The sequence below is a fragment of the Mucilaginibacter sp. 3215 genome (assembly GCF_050433785.1).
In the GTDB taxonomy this organism is placed as follows: Bacteria; Bacteroidota; Bacteroidia; order Sphingobacteriales; family Sphingobacteriaceae; genus Mucilaginibacter.
The window spans coordinates 108,109-129,751 of the sequence record NZ_JBNPWO010000013.1; the positions used below are offsets into that span (position 1 = coordinate 108,109).

Here is a 21,643-nt window from a genome sequence, read left to right on the forward strand (position 1 = left end):
ATTTGAAGAAATAATGTTTATGAAATATATAATTACCTGTATTATCGCGCTTTTTTTATTTAGTGGCGTATCCGCACAAAACAAAAATGAGGCAGCCCTGAAATTAAAGATCAATAGCATCATCAAAAAGATGACACTTGAAGAGAAAATAGAAATGTTGCATGGCAACGCTTTGTTTTCTTCGGCAGGTGTGCCCCGTTTAGGTATCCCTGAATTGACATGTGATGACGGGCCATTAGGCGTGCGCGAAGAAATAAAACGTTTTGACTGGGCTTCGGCTAACTGGACAACCGATTCGGCTACGTTTTTACCCAATGGTTCGGCAATAGCTGCTACCTGGAACCCTATAATGGCCAATAAATACGGTGTGGTGATAGGAGAGGAAGCGAATGCCCGTAAAAAAAATGTGATGCTTGCGCCTGCGTTTAACATCTGCAGGATGCCCCTTTGCGGCCGTACTTATGAATATTACTCAGAAGACCCCTATTTAAATAGCCAATTGGCCATTCAATCGGTAAAAGGGATTCAAAGTCAGCATGTGGCGGCCTGTATTAAACATTTTGCCGCCAATAATCAGGAGCTTAACCGTGATAGTGTAAACACAATAGTTGATGAAAGGGCCTTACAGGAAATCTATTTCCCTGCTTTTAAAGCTGCCGTTCAGCAGGGCAATGCTTATACCGTTATGTCGGCTTATAATAAGTTAAATGGTTATTGGTGTTCTGAAAATGGGTATTTATTAAACAAAGTTTTAAAAGGAGACTGGGGCTTTAAAGGCGTGGTTATGTCTGATTGGGCCGGCACGCATCATACTGTGGCGGCAGCAAACAATGGCCTTGATATTGAAATGGGTTCGAGCGGACCTTATGATCAATGGTATCTGGCCAAACCATTGCTTGCCGCTGTTAAAGCCGGTCAAGTTTCAGTAAAAACTATTGACGATAAAGTGGGCAGGATTTTATGGCTCATGTACCATACATCTATGAGTACCAACCATCCAAAAGGCGCTATCGCAACACCGGAGCACACTAAAGCCACATATGATATCGCCTCAGAATCCATAGTTCTGTTGAAAAACGATAAACAATTATTGCCGTTAAAAACAAGTGGGATCAAACGCATCGCTGTTATAGGGGATAATGCCGTACGTACTTTCGCTTTGGGGGGATATGGTGCGGGTGTAAAAGCAAAATATGAGGTCACCGCATTAGAAGGGATAAAGTCAAGGTTCGGCAAAACCGCCGATATCAGGTTTGCACAGGGTTACAGGGCAAAGTACCAGGCGAGTAAAACTGCTGAGCAAAATGGTGACTATAATAAACCTGATCAGGACCTGATTAATGAGGCCGTAGCGCTCGCTAAAAGCAGTGATATTGCCATTTTGTGTATCGGTTCAAACCGTGAATACGAAAGTGAAGCCCATGATCGTAAAAGCCTGGAATTGCCTTTTGGTGAGCAAGCTTTGGTTAACGCTGTCAGTGCCGTTAATCCCAATACCGTTATTGTAGTAATGGCTGGTGCGCCATTTGACCTGAACGAAGTCAAGAAGTTAAATCATACTATTGTTTGGTCATGGTTTAACGGCTCAGAAGCCGGCAATGCGCTGGCCGATGTGTTGAAGGGAACTATAAACCCATCGGGTAAGCTGCCGTTTACCTTTCCTGCTTCGTTAAATGATTCACCGGCATTTAATTTAAACACCTATCCAGGCGATAATCTCACAGCCGAATATAAAGAAGGAATATTGGTTGGTTATCGCTGGTACGATACTAAAAATATAGTGCCGCTGTTCCCATTTGGTTATGGCCTTTCCTATACTGATTTTTCAATCAGCAAGCTTTCTACAGATAAATCAAGTTATAAAATAGACGAAACAATCCATGTGAAGTTTACGATCAAAAATACAGGTGAAAGAAGTGGTGCCGAAGTTGTGCAATTGTATGTGAATGATCCGGCTTGTTCGGTACAGCGCCCTGAAAAAGAGCTCAAAGCCTTTAAAAAGGTATTTTTAAAGGCCGGCGAAAAAAAGACGATAGAAATGCAGGTGAAAGTTGCAGATCTGGCATTTTATGATGAAGCAAAAAAAGGTTGGAACACTGAAGCCGGCGAATACGTTCTTGAATTAGGTAATTCATCTCGTAATATTATCCTTAAAACAAAAATTGCAGTTAAATAAGCATATTACTTTTATGAAAAAAATAACAATAGTCATCTTGCTTTTGGCTTATAGTGTTCTAAGTTTTGCCCAATCTTCGGTTGGCTCCGGGCGAAAACAATTGTTTGATTACAATTGGAAATTTAGCCTGGGCGATGATTCGTTGGCACGGTTACGGGATTTTAATGATAATGCCTGGCGTAACCTTGACTTGCCGCATGATTGGAGCATTGAAGGGAGCGTAAGCCTCAAAAATCCAACAGGAGGTGCAGGTGGTTATTTCCCGGCAGGTATTGGCTGGTACAGAAAAACGTTCAAGGTGGCCCCTGAGTGGAAAGGAAAAAACGTTTCGGTTTATTTTGAGGGCGTTTACATGAACTCGGAGGTTTTTATCAATGGTAAATCCCTTGGTATCCGACCTTATGGTTATTCATCATTTAGGTATGATCTTTCGCCTTACCTGGATTTTAACAAAGACAATGTGATAGCCGTACGTGTGGATAATTCACAGCAAATAAATAGCAGGTGGTATAGTGGTTCCGGGATATACCGCCATGTGTGGATGGATGTTACCAATCCCTTGCACATAGCCGATTGGGGAGTAGCTATCACAACACCCGAAGTTTCTTCAAAACAAGCTTCTGTACAGGTTAAGGCTACTGTAAAAAATGAAACCGACTTTCCGCAGCACATCGCAGTTGCCACCCGGTTGCTGTCCGTAAGCTTTAAAGATGCGGGAAATAATACAACAAAGGTAGAGTTACCGGCGCACAGTGAAAAAGAAGTTACTCAAATTATAAAAGTATCGAAGCCATTGTTATGGACACCAGAAACCCCTTATTTATATCAGGCTCAAATCCAGGTATTAAAAGGCAATGAAAAAATTGATGAGACAAAGATCACTTTTGGCATCCGCTCAATAAAATTCACGCCGGAAAATGGTTTCCAGCTTAATGGTAAAACCGTAAAGATTAGCGGCGGATGTGTTCATCATGACAACGGCTGCCTTGGTGCCGCTGCTTTTGACCGGGCCGAGGAACGTAAAGTTGAGTTAATGAAAGCTGCCGGTTTTAACGCCGTGCGCACATCTCATAATCCACCGTCCGAAGCTTTTTTAGAAGCTTGCGATAGGTTAGGTTTATTAGTTATTGATGAGGCTTTCGATGGCTGGAGGGTTGGTAAAAACAAACACGACTATTCGGTATATTTTGATAAATGGTCGAAACGCGACCTGGAAACAATGGTGCTTCGCGACAGGAACCATCCGTCAATTTTTATGTGGAGTATTGGTAATGAGGTTGTTGAAAGGAACAAACCGGAGGCTGTTACGACCGCTAAAATGCTTGCGGGCACTGTGAAAGGTATAGACAAAACACGACCGGTAACATCCGCGATTGTAAAATGGGGTAACGACTGGGAATCTTTAGATCCGCTTATGGCAGCTCATGATGTTTGCGGTTATAATTATCAACTGCAGGGTGCTCCCGCAGATCATAAAAGAGTGCCCTCCCGTGTTATTTTTCAGACTGAATCATACCCGCGGGATGCTTTTGCCAATTGGAAGCTGGTACAAAACAACAATTATATCATTGGTGATTTTGTATGGACAGCGATAGATTACTTAGGCGAATCGGGAATTGGCCGCTGGTATTATTCGGGCGATGTGCCAGGAGAGCATTGGGAAAACGATTTTTTTCCGTGGCATGGCGCGTATTGCGGAGATATAGATTTAACCGGATGGAGAAAGCCGATATCGCACTACCGCAGCATGCTGTACAACGATAAGGAAAAGTTGTATATGGCTGTCCGCGAACCAAAGCCCGAACCACTGGAAATCAAAGAAACCTGGTGGTCGGTATGGCCTACCTGGGAAAGCTGGACATGGCCAGGCTTTGAGGGGCGAACTTTAGATATAGAAGTATATTCCAAATATCCCAAAGTAAGACTTTACTTCAATGACAAACTTCTCGGCGAAAAGTCTACAACAGTAAATCAGGAGTTTAAAGCTACTTTCTCGGTACCCTATACGCCAGGGACCCTCAAAGCAGTGGGCGTTGAAAATGATAAAGAAATTGAATCAACTACGCTGCAAACCTCAGGTTCCGCTGCTAAGATCAGGCTCGTTGCCGACCGTAAGCAGCTATTGCCGAACGGGCAGGACCTATCCTATGTTTCAATTGAAATCACTGATAAGAATGGCGTAGTACAACCAAACGCATCAAATCGCCTTCAATTTAAAATTGAAGGGCCTGGTGTAATAGCCGGAGTGGATAATGCGAATGTCAAGGACACCGACCCATATACAGGCAATTCGCGCAAAGCCTGGCATGGCCGGGCCATGGTGGTAATCAGGAGCACTCATAATGCCGGCGATATTAAGCTTACCGTTAGTTCCGAGAGATTCTCCTACACGTCTATCATCATAAAAACGGTCGGACACTAAAGTAATTTAAAATAGATGACACTGGATACCGATAAATCGAGATTACTTGCAGGAATGTATCGCAATGTGCGGCCTGCATTCCAATTTATGACATGAAAAAACAAGTTGCATTAAAATCAACTGCGATAGATTTTTCCAACTACCTATAAATACCTGACTAATGATAACTACCCTTAAAAAGATTTTCGCACTTAGCTTCGTCCTGCCCGGGATGTCGCTGATGCTGTACGGACAAGAGCTGTCCGTTAACAACGGCCCGTTCAAGCCTTCGGATACTTCTTTTAAACAATACCAATATCCTGCGTGGTTCAGAGATGCCAAGTTTGGTATTTGGGCGCATTGGGGACCGCAAGCCGTGCCTCGGCAGGGTGATTGGTATGCCCGTAACATGTATATTCAGGGCAGCGAACAAAATAAATATCACGTTGCGCATTACGGGCACCCGTCAAAGTTTGGTTATAAAGACATCATACCATTATGGAAGGCTGAAAAATGGGATCCGGCGAAATTGATGGCGCTATATAAAAAAGCCGGGGCAAAATACTTTGTAAGCATGGGGACTCATCATGATAATTTCTTTTTATGGAATTCTTCACTGCACCGGTGGAATGCTGTACAAATGGGGCCTCATAAAGATGTAGTGGGTATTTGGCAAACGGAGGCCAAAAAGAATGGCCTTAAATTTGGTGTTTCGGAGCATTTGGGAGCAAGCTATACCTGGTACCAACCCGCACATAGTGCCGACACCTCAGGCGCTTATAAGGGTGTTCCATATGATGCGAATGATCCAGCTTATGCCGATTTATATCATCCCAAAGCGAAAGCAGATGACCGCGGCTGGTTAACTAAGGACGCGGAATGGCAACGCACGTGGTATAAGTCCGTCAAGGAACTGGTGGACACTTATCATCCTGATCTGCTTTACTCAGATAGCGGATTTCCGTTTGGGGATATTGGCAGGAACATGTTAGCTAATTTTTACAACGGAAATATGGCCTACAACAATGGCCAACTTACTGCCGTGTATAACTGCAAACAGCCTTCGCAGGGTATGTGGGTGCAGGACCTTGAACGGGGCGTTCAGGATTCCATCAGCCCGTATCCATGGCAAACGGATACTTCTATAGGCGATTGGTTCTATCGTACCGGCCAAACCTACAAAAGCGGTACCGATATTATACGTATGCTGGTAGACATAGTAAGTAAAAATGGCAACCTGCTAATAAATATTGTGCAAACACCGGAGGGAGATTTAGAGCCCGATATGTTGAATACACTCGATGAGATAGGTAAGTGGACTGCCGCCAACGGTGAAGGGATCTACGGATCACGACCGTGGAAAATATTTGGAGAACGCCCGGGAAACGCAGTAAAAGTTAAAACCGACAACTTTAATGAAGACCGGATGAAATACACGGCAGAAGATATCCGTTTCACCTGCAATGGCAACAAGTTATATGCTTTTTTACTTGATACGCCCACTTCAGATATTCGAATCAAATCGCTGGGTAAATCGTCGGCAATAAACATCAAAAAAATACGCTCCGTGAAACTTTTGGGCAGTAAAGAAAAAATACAATGGCAGCAGGAAGCGGATGCACTTGTTATCAAAAAGCCTGTGAACCTACCTGACTGGAAGGTATCAGGTTTTAGGATTGAGCTTGCTGATTAAGGGAAATCGGCTTAAGATAATAAATTAAAAGACAGGCCCTTCCGCTTCAACAGGAGGGGCTGTCTTTTTCTGGAGACTACAAGGAAGCTGCGTGCAACTCATGCAATGATAAACTTTGGTCTGCGATTTTCGCTACATTAAAGCAGTCGATAAGCAGCTCTTTACGATATTTATTTTTATAAAAATCAAACCGGATCATCTGTAAATTAATAGAAAATTTGTTAATTTAAGAAACGTATTTGAAGATGGAAAAGTAAATATCAGGTGTATAAAGGTTGTCATATGATATGCTTGACTTAGCTTTCTCCTGTGCTGTGTTATTAATTATATTCTATGAACCAACTACTGCGTAATAACATCGCCAGGCACGTTTCGCTCAGCGAAGATCAACTGCAACAGTTTCATGATCTTTTTGAACCCCGGTTGTTTAAGAAAAAAAGCCATTTTCTATCAGAAGGACAAATTTGTGCCCATGAAGGTTTTGTGCTGAAAGGACTTTTCCGTGTTTACCATGTGGACGCAAACGGTGTTGAGCAAGTTCTTTATTTTGCGCCCGAAGATTGGTGGATTGCTGATATAGACAGTTTTTCTAACCAAAAACCGTCAAATTTATTTATTGAAGCTTTGGAAGATAGTGAAGTCCTGGTCATTTCCCGGAAAAACAAGGACCTCGCTTATGAGCATTTCCCGGCCATTGAAAAGCTGTTCCGTATCATGACGCAGAAAACGCATGTAGCCTTGCAGCGCAGGATGATCGATAATTTGAGTAAAACGGCCGATAAACGATATCAGGATTTTTTAGCAAAGTATCCGGATTTATACAACCGGTTATCCAACAGGCAAATAGCGGCATACCTGGGGATTAGTCATGAGTTTTTGAGCAAAATCCGTAATAAACTGGCAAAGGAGAAGTAACTATCTTTTTGCGTTTGTTGAACTTGTTCAATGTTTTTCGTTTGAGCCATGGGTACCTTTGTTTAATCTATTAATCAACAAGGTTTAACAAAAGGTTTTTAACTATGGAAGCGCAGGCACAGCAATTTAAACAATTTCAATCAGGCAATCTTACACTTGATGTATTTATAGCAGCGGAAACCAGTTTTGGCGTAACATCAACAATTATTTCGGGGAAGACGGAAGCAATACTCGTCGATGCCCAGTTTACCCTGGCCGAGGCGGAAGTTGTTGCGGAGCATATCAAAAACTCGGGTAAGAAATTATCGTTAATTTATATCAGTTATGCCGATCCCGACTTCTATTTCGGATTGGAGATCTTCAAACGCTACTTTCCTGAGGTTACAGTTTACGCAAATGATACAACCATTGAACATATTAAAGCAACCTCGCAAAAAAAACTTGACGTTTGGGGAGGCCGCCTTGGCAATGCCCTTACCAAAAATGTGGTATTGCCGCAATTGCTAAAGGATGGTTCATTTGAATTGGAGGACGAAAAAATTGAAATATACGGACTTGAAGAGTTCCCTTCGAGATCTTTTGTATGGATCCCTTCCGTAAAAGCTGTAATAGGGGGCATTAATATTTTTGGCAGCAATTTCAACCTGTGGACAGCCGACGCACAAACGCCCGATGCCCGCGATAAATGGATCGCTATCCTGGATAAGATTACTGCTCTGGCACCATCTATTGTAATTCCTGCCCATACTGATCAGTATTCCGCTTTCGATACTGCGTCAGTGTCCCACACTAAAAACTACCTTTTATTTTACGAAGAAGCCCTGAAAGCAAATAAAACATCAGGGGAGTTGGTTGATGCTGTAAAGAGCCATTATCCAGATCTTCGTTTTGATGTAGCGCTTCAAATTGGAGCAAAGGTAAATACGGGCGAAATGAAATGGTAAATAGTAACAGCAATGACAAACCTTGAAATTGTAAAGAGTACTTACGAAGGGAAATCTTCGGAAGAGAACGGTAAAAACCTTCAGAAATTTCTTGCACCGGCAGCCGTTTGGACAGAGGCGGCGGGTTTTCCACTCGCCGGCACTTACGTGGGTTTTGACGAGATTAAGCAAAATGTGTTTTATCGGCTGGCTACCGAGTGGATTGATTATAAGTTTACGCCGGAGGGTTATGTTGCTGATGGCGATAAAGTAGTTGCCTTTGGTACATATAGCGGTACCTATAAAGAAACAAACAAATTTTTTAAAGCGCGTGTGGCGCACCTATGGCAATTGGAAAACGGCAGTATAACGTTATTTGAACAGTTTGTAGATAGTAAAACGGTTAATGACGCAACAAAATGAATAATCAATAATGAGCTCAGTTGAGTTTATTATTGATTAGGTGGGCAAAAAAAATACCCGGGGCCAGTGGAAGCCCCGGGCGTTTTTTTTAATTTGCGCCTTGCTTAATAGCGGTTATCGTACGCTGATCTTTTACAGTATAATTTCTTCTGTCCAGAGCGCCGCCTGTATCCCAATAAAATGGCAGCATGCCACGGGTTTTCGCTTGTTTTGTAACATAGGTATTCCAATAGTCCACCGAACTTTCGTGCGTTGGTAAATCTAAAGGAACATGCGCTGTGTTGTCGCGCCTGTAGGCACCATATTCACCTAAAAGAACAGGAATTCCCTTGTCAACGAATTTTGTCTTCATTAGGTTGAATGAGGCGTCAACATCGGCTTCTTCGCCCCAGGTGGCATTTCGTTCTGGTTCGATAGCTGAGTGGTGCCCTGAGCCCCAATAATAAAACATTTTACCCCAGCTTGCATCATTGTCCAGCAGGCAGCAGAACTGAAATGGAGAGTAGTAATGTACCTCTACCATCAGCTTGTTTGCCACTTGATCTTGCGGAAGAGTGGTCATGAAATCACTTGTTTTCTCCATATTAGTAGAGGGGCCCTGAAGCACCAATACACGATAGGCGTTTTTACCACCGGTTGATCTAACTGCGTTTATGAAGGTTTGATGATAGGTAGAAAGTATCGCCGTTGCCGCGGCATCATCTGCAGCTGGCTCATTGGCACTGGCAAACATCAGGCGTTCATCAAAATCGCGCATAGCTGTGGCAATTTGTTCCCATAATGCCTTTTGTTTAGCATTAACTGAATCTTGTTTGGCTTGGGTAATGTTATTTTCAAGCCAGCCACCATCCCAATGGATGTTAAGCAAAACGTACATGTCATTGCTTACGCAATACCCTACTACTTCTTTTACCCTTTTTATCCAGTTTGGATCTATTTGCGCAGTTGCCGGGTTACTTAAATGGCCCATGTTCCAGGCGCAGGGAAGGCGTATAGCATTAAAGCCTTGTTGTTTTACAAATTTTACATAATCTTCCGTGATTAACGGATTGCCCCAGCCTGTTTCGCCGCCAGAAGCTTCCAGTGTATTGCCGATATTCCAACCCAATTTTATTTTCGCGGCAAGCTGAACAGCGTTACTGCTCATTCCGGTTGCATCAGGAGCTATTGGCGAAGTATTGTAATTGGGGAAAAGGTTTGATGTTTGAGATACTTTTATGGTTCTCGCCTGTCCGTTTGAGGAATTTATGGTTAGGGTACTGGAACGTGTTGATCCTGTACCGTTTTCTGATAACGTTTTGATATGAATGACGATACTACCGTTATTGCCTGATGTGGTGCTTAACTGCAGCCAGGTAGAGCCTGGATTAACGATATTCCATGTTGCATTACACGAAATAGAAAAATCCTGCGTACCGCCTTCGGGCGTAAAAGTTATTGCTGTTTGGTTTACGGTAAGTTCCGGCGGTGCACTATTCGTTTTTTTACACGAAAAAAACGATATCAATACAACTGTTATTAAAAATACCGATTTTAAGGAAAATGTTTTTTTCATTTTTTAAATGATTGGTAATAAATTCTTTGTTTGTATTTGCATGCGATTATTGGTTTGGGTTAGGTAAGTATTAGAACAATTGTGGTGTAGTCATTTGAGGTACACAGAGCAGTTTTTAAAATTTCATGCTGTATAAAGCATTGTTGGCTTATGTCTCGTTAAAAAATGCCGGGGCCCTGCTACAACCCCAGGCATTCACTTATTCAACTAACTTTTACTTTTTAATTTAAACTGTTGTGAGGTTATGAACAGTTATATTAAAATCTTTACCAGAATTTTCTCCGTATCTCAGCTTTCGGAGTTTTAATATCCAGGCATCAGCTACAAAAAATGCCGGGGCTTGTTAAGACCCCGCGCATTCATTTATAATCAACTAACTCTCGCTTATTTAACTCTTACTACTCTGATATTATCAATAGCTGCCTCGAAATTTTGAACAGTACTTGAACCATCATTAGTAAATGTAACGTTGATGGCCCCGGCTCCTGCTGAACCAAGCAGATCTGAAAGCGTTGGTGCCGGAAAGCCTTTACTGTCAACAAAATTTGACAATGGAATGGTAACTGTTTGCCAGCCCTTGGTAGTAAACGGAACTGTTGCTCCTGTGGAGGTTTTCCATGGATGATAAAGGGCTGAATAATTCCATGAATAATCTTTTACTATTTGGATAGAGCCGTTTGTCCACGGCTTGGTAACCGATATCTCGAATTTTAAAACATAATGGCTTAAGGTATCTTTCATGTTGGCCTGAGGTATCCATTGCGCCGAGTTTGTATTGATTGACCTGCCGTCATTCCACCAGGATCCATCGCCGGCAGGAACATTTGATGCTTTCAGAATCCCATAATAACCGGTGTTGCCAGGGTAAGTTGCTGAGCTGTTGGAAGTGCCCGAACCCCACGAGAAATTATTAATGTTATCGTAATTATTCAATACCCCGTTTACTAAATTGTGTATCGAATAAACAGTAGCAGCTTTACCTGATTTTGTTTCAACGCTAACAATACCACCCGTTTGCGTAATGCCTGCAGGCACTGCAAGGCTGATGCTTGTACCATCATTCGACGATTTAAAACTGGTAATATTAATTCCGCCGTAAATGACGCTTTTAACAAAGAAAAAGCTAAGCCCGTTTATTTTAACCGAATCGCCCGGATTAGCGTCTTCGTTAGAAACGCCTGTAATAGTAGGGGCGGGCGCTACAATAGGGAACGAAAACGTAGTTTGACCATGATTGGTAATGTATTGTATGGTATTCAGCTTATCCGATGGTACCGTCGGGAACGCGATAACAGCCGGAATCAGGGCGATAGCGCTGGTATCTGAAAACCAGGCGTCATTAAAAGAGCCTTTTACGCCATCAAAATTGATAGCAAGTGCACCTTTTAAATTTTTACCCGAAATAACTACCCATTGACCGGTACCCACACTGCTCAGTAGCGAATCCCCGGGATGGGCCACATAATTACGGATAGAGGTAATCACAGGAGTCCCTTTTGATGATGATGTTGCATCCTTTTTACAGCCGGATTGCATGAATGCGGCTGCGGCAAGCCAGACAAGTAGCAAACAGCTTTTAATATGATTTAATTTTTTCATGATTTTAAGAATTATCTAAATGATTCTGAATGCAATTAATAATAGGGTACAGGAGCCTCTAACAACTTAGGGTCTGCCGTTTGCTCATTTGCCGGTATAGGCAGCATAAATGTGTTAATGGTCGGCGGCGTTATGATCAGGCTATTATTAGATGCTTTTTTTACTCCAGTGGCCGGATCATAGCTAAATTGCGAACGCGGTATATACCTGTTATTAGGATCAGGGTCATTAGTAAGGGTTATCTGCTTACTAATTATCGAAATTGCCTTATTAGGGTCGTAATAAGAAAGGCGTACCAGGTCAAACCAGTATTGGCCTTCAAAAGCGAGCTCAATCCGCCTTTCCTTCATAATGACATCAGGAGTAAGTTGGGTAACAACATCAACGCCGGCCCTGCTGCGCACCTGGTTGAAGTATAGCAATGCGTCCGCGTTAGTGGTTGTTGCGTTGTTGCCTAATAAAGCTTCGGCATAAATTAAGTATACATCAGCAAGGCGTAATACTGTATTATGCTCGATAGATGACCAAAGGTCCATCGTAGGCGAGTTGTTATCGGCGGCGGTACCTACTATGTGTTTTTTAACGTTTACACCAGTTGCTGTGTAGCCTCCGCCTGCCGCGTTAAGCTCAGGGTATTTATCACCGGTAAGCATGAATGTAGCTTTGCGGCGTACCGAGTCCTGGGCAGTATACTGGTTTGCAAGATCTATCGTTGGGCCAATTGCTCCCCCCCAGCCGCCGCCGCCGGTAACCAGGCTGCCGCTTGGTGCAAATTGGGCTTGTATTGAATTACCTTGCCCGTAAGGTACGCCAGGCGCCCATTGATAGGCAAATAATGATTCAGAATTGTCATTATACTGTGTCCTGAAAAGATTGTAGTAGCTTGGTAAAAGAGATAAACCGCTGGTTTTGCAAACATTACCGGCATAGTACGCTGCGCTGTCCAGATCAGACTGGTTGCGTGAGCCTTTTTGATTTAAACCGGCCCGGGTTAAATAAACTTTTGCCAGCATACCCTGTGCCGACCATGTAGTAACACGGCCAGGCTGATCAGTTCGCGGTAAATTAGCAACGGCATATCTTAAATCATTGATAATAAACTTATATACATCCTCAAGCTTATGGCGAGGTACCAGCGGGTTAGCTATCAATTTATCGTTATCTTCAACAATAGGTACAGGGCCCCACAACTGGGCAAGATAAAAATAGGAAGTAGCACGAATAAACCTTATTTCACCAAGCGCGCCTGTTTTACTTTTTACGGCTACGCTATCGGGCATTTTGGTATTAATGGCTTTAAGATTGATGTTGCAATGCGCCACAACATTGTAAAAGCTTTGCCATGCCGATGTTAGCGTTCCGTTTTGCGGCGTGATGGAAAAGGTAGTAAGCTGAACAAGATCGGCGTTATAAGGCTGTAACATATTACCGCTCATGATGTCGCCCATACCGAGCAATGGAAAGTTATTCCAGGTAGCCCAGGGCTGTGCATACAGAGTAGCTGTAGCTAATCTCAAATCCGAACCGCTTTTATAAAAATTATCAGTAGTGATACCGGTTAAAGGGGGCCGGTTGAGGTAATCTTTTTTGCAGCTGCTTATGATAATTATGCCGATAACCAGCAAGATTATATTTATTTTGATGCGTTTCATGAATCTTGATTTTAATTGTTTAAGGATAGATTAAGGCCAAATGTGTAAACACGCGGCTGGGCGTAATATCCATTATCAATACCGGCTGCTAATGGGTTCCATGAGCCAATCTCAGGATCGTAGCCGGTATATTTAGTAATGGTGAACACATTAGTTACGTTGACATATACCCTTAGTGACCGTAATTTGATTTTGTTTAAAAGGTTATTTGAAAAGCTATATCCTAAAGCGATGCTTTTGCACTTTAAGAACGAACCGTTTTCGACGTATTTGTCGGAAAAACGCTGGTTATCATTACCGCTGCTTTGGCTAATCCTTACAATATTGGTTGAAGGGTTTGTAATGAATACATTGTTGATATCCGAAGTAGAACCGGTTGGATTAATCAACCCGATTTTTGCATAGTTGAACACAGACGGGAAATAACCAAAGTTTTGATTAGGGTTATCGCCGTTTACCTTTAACTGGTTATAAACTTTATTGCCATAATTGCCGGCCATAAAAATATTCAGGTCGAAATTTTTATAGTTGAAACTGTTATTGATGCCAAATTGAAATTTAGGCATAGGAGAGCCCAAAAAGGTTTGATCGTTGGCGTCAATTTTACCATCGCCGTTAATGTCTTTAAAAATAACATCACCTACCCAAACACCGCCAGAACCGGGCGTTATAGGTATGGGGCCGCTGCCATTTTGGGGCAAAGCGGGGTATTTTGCAAAATCTGCGGCATTTTTATAAATGCCCAGTACCTGATACCCGTAAAATTCGCCGATTGAACGGCCAACAACAGTTTTGGAAACAGAACCGTAAATGGCAGGGGTGCCGTCAACCAAAGCAAGCACTTTGTTGATATTTCGGGAAAAGTTAATATTTGTGGTCCAGTTAAAATCTTTTGACCGGATGTTTTGCGTAGAAAGTGAAAACTCAAACCCCTTATTGCTCACCGCGCCAACGTTTACATATGGAGCCTGCACTGCACCCGGTGAATATCCGCCGGCGGCAAATGTTCCCGAGTAGTACGGCAGGGTAAGGCTAAGCAACAGGTTATTGGTTTTGCGGTAATAAACGTCACCGGATAAACTGATTCTTCCATTTAACACGCTTGCATCCAGGCCAATGTTATATGATTTTGTAGTTTCCCATTTGATGTTTGGGTTTCCGGTTGTTGTAGCTATTTGCGAGTTACCTGACAAGCCCGTAGATATCGTACTTAAAGTTGAACCATAAGCATATTCAGCAATATTTTGATTGTTTACCAATCCGTAGCCGAGCCTGAGCTTAAGATCATTGATCGCTTTTACACTTTTAAGAAAATTTTCGTGGTTAATTTTCCATGCAAGGGCACCGGAATATGTGGTGTTCCACCGGTTAGCTTCGGCAAATTTCGATGAACCATCATGACGGACGGTTGCGGTTAACAAATAACGGTCGTCGTAGGTAAAGTTAGCCCTGCCAAAGTAGGCTTCCAAAGATCCCTGGCCCTTAACACCAGTATTGGTTGCAGTTGTGGCGTCGCCGCTGCTGATTGTTTGTACGTTATTACTTGCAAAATTGGTTCGGGTAGCCGATATGCCGCTATTTTTAAGCAACTGGGCTTCATGGCCAGCCACTACGTTTACCCAGTATTTTTTTGCAAATGTGTGCTGGTAGGTTAAATAATTCGAAATTGAGTTATAGAAATTTTGCGCGCTTGAAGCAGTACCGTTGTTATTACTTTTGGTGTACGCACCCATAACATAACTTGGATTAAAGTAATCCTCCGTTGCAAAGTCGAAATTTCCTGCTACCTCATTACGCAAGGTTAAATCTCTGGTGAATTGGATTTCTGCATAAGCATTACTGAATAGCTGGTAGCGGCTTTTAAAATCTTTCACAATAGTTGCTATTGCAAATGGGTTAGTGCCCACCGCACCATAAATATTGGGATCATTACCTCCCCATGTACCATCAGGGTTTTTTACAGCTACATCGGGCGTTTGATTAAGCGCTTGCAAAATCACACCTGTATTGGAAGTGGTAACATTCTCGGCCACATGCGCCATATTCAAGTTGATGCCAACCTTCAACCAATCGGTGGTTTTATTATCGATATTTGCTTTTACCGAAGTCCTTTTAAAATCTGAGCCTAACGCTATCCCTGTTTGGGAAAAATAGGTGCCTGATATATAATATTTTGTCCTGTTATCACCACCGCTGATGGCTAAATTATGGTTTTGCATAGGAGCAGTGCGGAACAGGGCTTTTTGCCAGTTGGTACCAACACCCAGGTATTGAGGATTAGCAAATTGCGGCCGCATATCATAACCGATAATTGCCGATTTTTCATTCATGAAAGTGGCGTACTGCCTTAAATCCATCACATCATAATACTTGGGTAATTTTTGCCAGCCCTGGTATCCGTCATAACTAATTAGCGGTGGGCCTGTGGCGCCTCTTTTAGTGGTAATAATAATTACACCGTTAGATGCCTGCGAACCATAAATAGCGGTAGCTGAAGCATCTTTTAACACATCTATCGAAGCTATATCTGAAGGGTTGATGCTGGATAAGGGGTTGGTGCCATTGCCTGCAATTGCCGACTGTCCATTCGGTGGGATCTGCACACCATCGATTACATATAGCGGAGGAGCACCTGTAAAACCACCCAAACCGCGGATCTGCACGTTAACGTCACCACCGGGCTGGCCTGACACCTGCTGCACAACCACACCGGCTACTCTTCCTTGTAAAGCCTGGTCAAATGTGGTAGGTTGCGCTTTTAACAGGTCTGCCGCTGTTACTGACGATATAGCCCCGGTAAGGTCATGTCTTTTCCTGGTGCCATAACCAATTACAACAACTTCGTTCAGGTCGCTGGTTGCGGGTTTGAGGGCTACGTTTATAACGGTAGATGAGCTTACGTATATTTGCTGGGAATTGTAGCTTATAAAGCTAAAAATCAGCACATCCCCGTTTTTTGCATTGATACTGTAGCTGCCATCTGCACCAGATAGTGTGCCCGTTGGCGAATCCTTTACTTTAATAGTTACACCGGGCAGCGGCTGATTATTGTCTGCACTGGTAATTTTACCTGTAATTTTAACACTTTGCGCGTAACCTGTAAGGTTTAGCAACAACAAAGTTGTAAACAGCAGTACTACATGTCTTAATCTTTTTCGTAAATCTTTTTCCATGTTAATTGGGGTTCATAATTGTTTGGTTATTTGGTTTGTTTATTTGATTGGTTTCGGACATTGATTTATCCTGTCATATTCACATTTGATGCTGTGGAACCGGAGTCGGGGACAGCATCGGTATGTTTACACGAAAGCATACTGATGTAATGCGGACGGGATATTTACAATAAATCCTGAATTGATTTTTTTAATGGGCTGCCTCGTGAAAGGCACAGGCATTAATAAGTACGCGTTTTGGCATAATGCTTAGTTTAAATTAGGTTATTCATAAAATTGGTTATCTCATCTGTCCCTTTGTTCAGGCATCAGACTACGGTATCGGTATAGAAGATATGCCGCTTTATGGAGGATGAAATTAGATGACCAATCGCAATCGATTGTTTACAAATGGGGGTACAAATGTTAATTGAAATTAACTAATTGATTATAAGGAAATTAAAGTTATTTTTATCAATAAATGGTGGCAAAACGCAGTTGCAGAGCCAGCAATATTCTCAAAAAAAGTAAAAGAGAGGCGTTTAAGAACGATATTGACATTGAAATTTGAAGGTAAAATCGCCGAAAAGTGCTAACAAATGCGAAAATAATACCAACTTTAAAACCTGTTGGGGAGGCCAGCGCGGGTTATTGCAGACTCCATCATTTGAAAATTAACATTTGTATCCCTATTTACCAACAATAAGGAGCGTGGTGCAACATAAATTTGCCGCCTCTGATAAAATATTGTTTGGCTTCGTTTATCGCTGCGTACTAATATTGTATCCCATGTAATAATTATCAGACAAGTCTTGTAAACAGAGATATAAAAATAAATATGAAAATCTTACCCATTATTTTAGGAAGCCTGTTTTTTAGTAACGTTTTTGCTCAGGGCAACAGCCCGGAAAAAGCAAATCAAGCAAAAAGGGTTATCAACATCGATTTTAAAAAAGAAAAAGGACGTTTTAATACCTCTTTTAATTTATGTGTAGGAGCAGGGCGCGCAAATGAAGGCTTGCGGGCCGACTGGCAGCAACAATTGGCTATTGTAAAAAAAGAATGTGGTTTTAAATATATCAGGATGCATGGCCTGCTTACAGATGATATGGCTGTTTACAGGGAAGACAGGAATGGTAAGCCAGAATATAATTACCAATACGTTGACGCCCTATATGATTATATTTTAAGTATAGGCATGAAACCGTTTGTTGAACTGGGATTTATGCCGGGAGCGCTGGCAAGTGGTAATAAAACAATTTTTTGGTGGAGAGGAAATGTAACACCCCCGAAAGACTATAATAAATGGGAAGGTTTGATCCGTAACCTTACCCAGCATTTTACCGAGCGGTACGGAATTGATGAAGTTAAAAAATGGTATTTTGAAGTTTGGAATGAGCCGAACCTCAAAGATGGTTTTTGGACTGGCTCGCAAGAAGAGTATTTTAAATTGTATCAATATAGCGCTAAGGCGATAAAAAGTGTAAATCCAGCCTATAAAGTAGGAGGGCCGGCCACTGCCGGTGCGGCATGGGTACCTGAAATGATAGATTTTTGCAGCAAAAATTCAGTTCCTATTGATTTTATAAGTACCCATGCTTATGGTGTAAAACAAGGCTTTTTGGATGAGTATGGTTCAACCGGTACCGTACTTGACAAAAACCAGGAAAGCGTTAGCGGTGATGTTCGGAATTCACGCAAGCAAATAGAAAATTCTACAATTCCAGGCCTCGAATTACATTATACTGAATGGAGCTCATCTTATACTCCGTCAGATCCCATACACGATAGCTATCACGAAGCTGCGTATATACTTGAAAAATTGAAACAAACCGGATCGGCAGCAAATTCCATGTCTTACTGGACGTTTACTGACATCTTTGAAGAGGCCGGACCACGGTTTACGCCATTCCACGGAGGTTTCGGTTTACTCAATACTCAAGGGATAAAAAAGCCGGCGTTTTTTGCCTATTCTTTTTTAAACAAATTAGGCGAAACGGAAATAGCAGATCAGGATAGTTCCTCCTGGGCTTGTAAAAATAAAAACGGCGATGTTCAGGTGTTGCTTTGGGACTACACTTATACTTTGCCTGATTCTGTCAATAACCAGGCTTACTATGTCCGCGATCTGCCCGCTAAATCAAAAGGAGAGGTTGAATTGGTAATATCCGGTATGCCCAGCGGTAAATACCGAATGGAAATTTATAAGACGGGATATAAAGTAAATGATCCGTACACAACGTACCTGTCTTTCAATAAACCTGATCAATTGACAAAAGCACAAGTTGACAAGCTAAAAAAAGAAAATAATGGTGCAGCCATCTGGCATGAGGATATTACAGTAAATGCATCAGGTAAGGTGTTAAAGAAACTTCCTGTCAGGGAAAATGATGTTGCTTTCATCAATATCGTTAAGCTTTAGTAAGCCTTCAGTTAGCTCATTTTAATACATCAGCGGGTGATACTCATTTAAAAGTATCACCTGCTGATGTATTCCCGGTATGGTTTGTTATTTAATTTGCAAAGCTAAGCCTCTTAAACAGTTATTTTTATTTTTGAAACTCAATTAAGCCGGCACGTATATTTATTCGTTTTATATACCGGTTAAAATTCACAACGTAGCCTGTCCGCATCGAATTTGGCAATTGCTTGGGCTAACTGCTGAGCAACATTTATTACTGGTCGGATATTTTATAAATATCCTTATGAGTACTTTAAATAATATTCAGGGTTTCTTTTTTTTTGTTGAATACCTGATTTGAAAAATCACCATTGCCATTAATAAAGTAAGAGATGTATAAAACCCGAAATTTTGTAGCGGCGAACCCACGGACATGGTCGCGGCTGTTTTTTCTATTTTGCTAATCATTTAAAGTAGGTTGAGGTATTAATAATATTACTAAATTACTATTATTTACAACTTAAAGGAGTAAAACGAATTGGTTTTATTTAAATTACTTCAGTAAGGCCTTAATTTCAGTTGATAATAATTTTCGTTATATTTTATCTTGAGTTGTACATATAGTATTCAAGATTATAGTCACCTGTACCATATTTTCTTTTAAATTAAACATTCAGTACCCTATTTATTCACTTTTGTGGCCTTGCCGGCCTATATATTTGGCTCCCAAACCAATAGCGCAAGAGTGGCTTTAACCAAAAAACAACCTGCACTGATTTGAAACAGAAGTACAATCGCTAAAACGACGTTTGTTTATGGGCTCTGTTTAACTGTTCTTTTTTTGCTATAAACCAATTAATATTTAAATATGAGAACACTTAACTATTTTTTCGGCGTAGCCGCGATTTTATTGTTTACCCGGTGCCAAAAGCAACAAATTGCCAGCCCGGCTGTTAAACCGCCTGTTTCCAAACCAGTTAAAACATTGGCTATAACCAGTTATCCAAATTACAATACGTCACCTCTTGCGCCAGATCAAGCAGGAGTAACCAGCACAGCCGCACAGCTTGCAGCAAAGTTTCAATTGGGCTGGAACATCGGTAATTCACTTGAAGCAATAGGCGGCGAGACATATTGGGGTAACCCTGTGGTAACCCAGGCCCTTATTGATGAGGTAAAAAAAGCCGGGTTCACTGCAGTACGTATCCCTTGCGCATGGGATCAGTATTCTGACCAAAGTACCGGGCAAATTCAGCAAAGCTGGCTTAACAGGGTACAACAAGTAGTTCAATACTGCGTTAACGACGGTTTGTACGTAATACTCAACATACACTGGGATGGCGGGTGGCTGGAGAACAATTGTACCACCGCCGCACAGGCCGCAGTTAATGCCAAACAAAAAGCCTTTTGGGAACAAATAGCTACTCAAATGCGAGGCTTTGACGAACATGTAATCTTTGCCAGCGCAAATGAACCTGCAGTATCTGATGCTACGGGAATGGGGGTACTGCTTTCTTATCACCAAACGTTTGTCAATGCGGTGCGGTCAACTGGGGGGCATAACAGTTACAGGGTGCTCCTTATCCAGGGGCCGGGTACTAACATAGATAATACCAACAGTTTAATGAATACCTTGCCTACAGATCCGGCATCCAATCGACTGATGGTTGAAGTACATTATTATACTCCCTTTAATTTTGCCGGTTTGTCATCAGATGCAAGCTGGGGAAGCATGTTCTATTATTGGGGCAATGGCTACCATTCTACAACGGATGCTTCAAGGAATCCCACCTATGGTGAGGAGTCGGATGCAGTTGCAGAGTTTCCTTTGATGAAGTCTAAGTTCATTGACAAGGGCATTCCGGTGATATTGGGTGAATATGGAGCTATCCGCCGGTCCACAACACTGACGGGAGATGCGTTAACATTGCATCTTGCAGGCAGGGCGTATTATCTTAATTATGTTACCCATAAAGCATTACAATATGGCTTGCGTCCGTTTTATTTTGATGACGGCGCGACAGGTAATAATGCATTCAGGCTTATGAGTAGGCAAACTAACGGAGCGGCCGATCAACAAGGTTTAGCCGCAGTAATACAGGGCGGGCAAAACAATACGTCTTCATCGATTCAGGTTGGGCAGGTTTACCAGATTTACAGCAGAAACAGTTTTAAAGCCCTGGAATTTGCGGGCTGGGGCACTGCAAATCAAACCCAGGCCGACCAATGGGACTATTTATCAGGTGCAAACCAACAATTTAAAGTAGAAGATGCAGGAGGTGGCTACTATAGATTAACACCTATGCATGCTACCGGAAAGTGCCTGGAAGTTTATGGCTGGAACACTGGTAACGGCGGACAGGTAGCGTTATGGGATTACAGTGGCGGCGCAAATCAAAAATGGTCCATTCAGCTAACAGACAACGGATATTATAAAATCATCAATGCCAATAGTGGAAAGGCATTGGACGTTAACGGAGCTTCGCTTAATAACGACGTCGCAGTTGAGCAATGGACTTATTCCGGAAGCCGTAATCAGCAATGGGGCTTTGTGAAAATATAATGTAACTGTTAAAACCATTACGGCCTTTTTAGGCTATTGATAGGTAAAAAGGCAAAAAACAAAAAGCCTTCAGATTTAGCGATTTGAAGGCTTTTTGTTTCTCGTCGATTGCTTTTTAGTCTTTAAATCGGCCAGTCCGACCGGAAATGCATGCGATGCATCCCTGCAAAAACTTTCCATTCGTTTTTAA

Annotated in this window: 12 protein-coding genes; 8 read left to right on the forward strand and 4 right to left on the reverse strand. The window is 42.1% G+C overall.

All coding sequences use genetic code 11. The features are described 5' to 3' along the window. Positions 1-19 precede the first annotated feature (19 nt). The 6 genes from ABIC84_RS19640 to ABIC84_RS19665 all read left to right on the forward strand — a co-directional run bounded on the left by ABIC84_RS19640 (position 20) and on the right by ABIC84_RS19665 (position 8,531). The gene (locus tag ABIC84_RS19640; RefSeq protein ID WP_429264634.1) at positions 20-2,176 is read left to right on the forward strand and encodes a glycoside hydrolase family 3 C-terminal domain-containing protein; all 2,157 of its coding nucleotides are present in this window, start codon (positions 20-22) and stop codon (positions 2,174-2,176) included. A 13-nt stretch (positions 2,177-2,189) separates the two neighbouring features. Further along, entirely contained in the window at positions 2,190-4,598 is a 2,409-nt protein-coding gene (locus ABIC84_RS19645; RefSeq protein WP_429264635.1) for a glycoside hydrolase family 2 TIM barrel-domain containing protein, read from the forward strand. A 160-nt stretch (positions 4,599-4,758) separates the two neighbouring features. Next, positions 4,759-6,270: an alpha-L-fucosidase gene (locus tag ABIC84_RS19650; protein ID WP_429264636.1), complete on the forward strand. Its 1,512-nt coding sequence runs from the start codon at positions 4,759-4,761 to the stop codon at positions 6,268-6,270. A gap of 333 nt (positions 6,271-6,603) precedes the next feature. Beyond that, the gene (locus tag ABIC84_RS19655; protein WP_373613049.1) at positions 6,604-7,185 is read left to right on the forward strand and encodes a Crp/Fnr family transcriptional regulator; all 582 of its coding nucleotides are present in this window, start codon (positions 6,604-6,606) and stop codon (positions 7,183-7,185) included. Between the two features lie 104 nt (positions 7,186-7,289). Beyond that, entirely contained in the window at positions 7,290-8,129 is an 840-nt protein-coding gene (locus ABIC84_RS19660; RefSeq protein ID WP_429264637.1) for an MBL fold metallo-hydrolase, read from the forward strand. A 12-nt stretch (positions 8,130-8,141) separates the two neighbouring features. Beyond that, positions 8,142-8,531, forward strand: a complete 390-nt coding sequence (locus tag ABIC84_RS19665; RefSeq protein ID WP_426585850.1) for a nuclear transport factor 2 family protein — start codon at positions 8,142-8,144, stop codon at positions 8,529-8,531. 88 nt (positions 8,532-8,619) lie between these two features. On the opposite strand, the gene ABIC84_RS19670 is transcribed toward ABIC84_RS19665, so the two are convergent. The 4 genes from ABIC84_RS19670 to ABIC84_RS19685 all read right to left on the reverse strand — a co-directional run bounded on the left by ABIC84_RS19670 (position 8,620) and on the right by ABIC84_RS19685 (position 16,510). Next, positions 8,620-10,086 carry a cellulase family glycosylhydrolase gene (locus tag ABIC84_RS19670; RefSeq protein WP_429264638.1) on the reverse strand — a complete coding sequence of 489 codons (1,467 nt, stop codon included), beginning with the start codon at positions 10,084-10,086 and terminating at the stop codon, positions 8,620-8,622. A 384-nt stretch (positions 10,087-10,470) separates the two neighbouring features. Further along, positions 10,471-11,685, reverse strand: coding sequence for a glycan-binding surface protein (locus ABIC84_RS19675; RefSeq protein WP_429264639.1), 1,215 nt, complete (start codon positions 11,683-11,685; stop codon positions 10,471-10,473). A gap of 35 nt (positions 11,686-11,720) precedes the next feature. Continuing rightward, positions 11,721-13,337, reverse strand: a complete 1,617-nt coding sequence (locus ABIC84_RS19680; RefSeq protein ID WP_429264640.1) for a RagB/SusD family nutrient uptake outer membrane protein — start codon at positions 13,335-13,337, stop codon at positions 11,721-11,723. Between the two features lie 11 nt (positions 13,338-13,348). Then, entirely contained in the window at positions 13,349-16,510 is a 3,162-nt protein-coding gene (locus ABIC84_RS19685; RefSeq protein WP_426585858.1) for a SusC/RagA family TonB-linked outer membrane protein, read from the reverse strand. Between the two features lie 817 nt (positions 16,511-17,327). Here ABIC84_RS19685 and ABIC84_RS19690 point away from each other — a divergent pair. Continuing rightward, complete coding sequence (locus ABIC84_RS19690; protein WP_426585860.1) at positions 17,328-18,911, forward strand: GH39 family glycosyl hydrolase; 1,584 nt, start codon at positions 17,328-17,330, stop codon at positions 18,909-18,911. Between the two features lie 847 nt (positions 18,912-19,758). Then, complete coding sequence (locus tag ABIC84_RS19695) at positions 19,759-21,453, forward strand: cellulase family glycosylhydrolase (protein WP_429264641.1); 1,695 nt, start codon at positions 19,759-19,761, stop codon at positions 21,451-21,453. Positions 21,454-21,643: the final 190 nt, after the last annotated feature.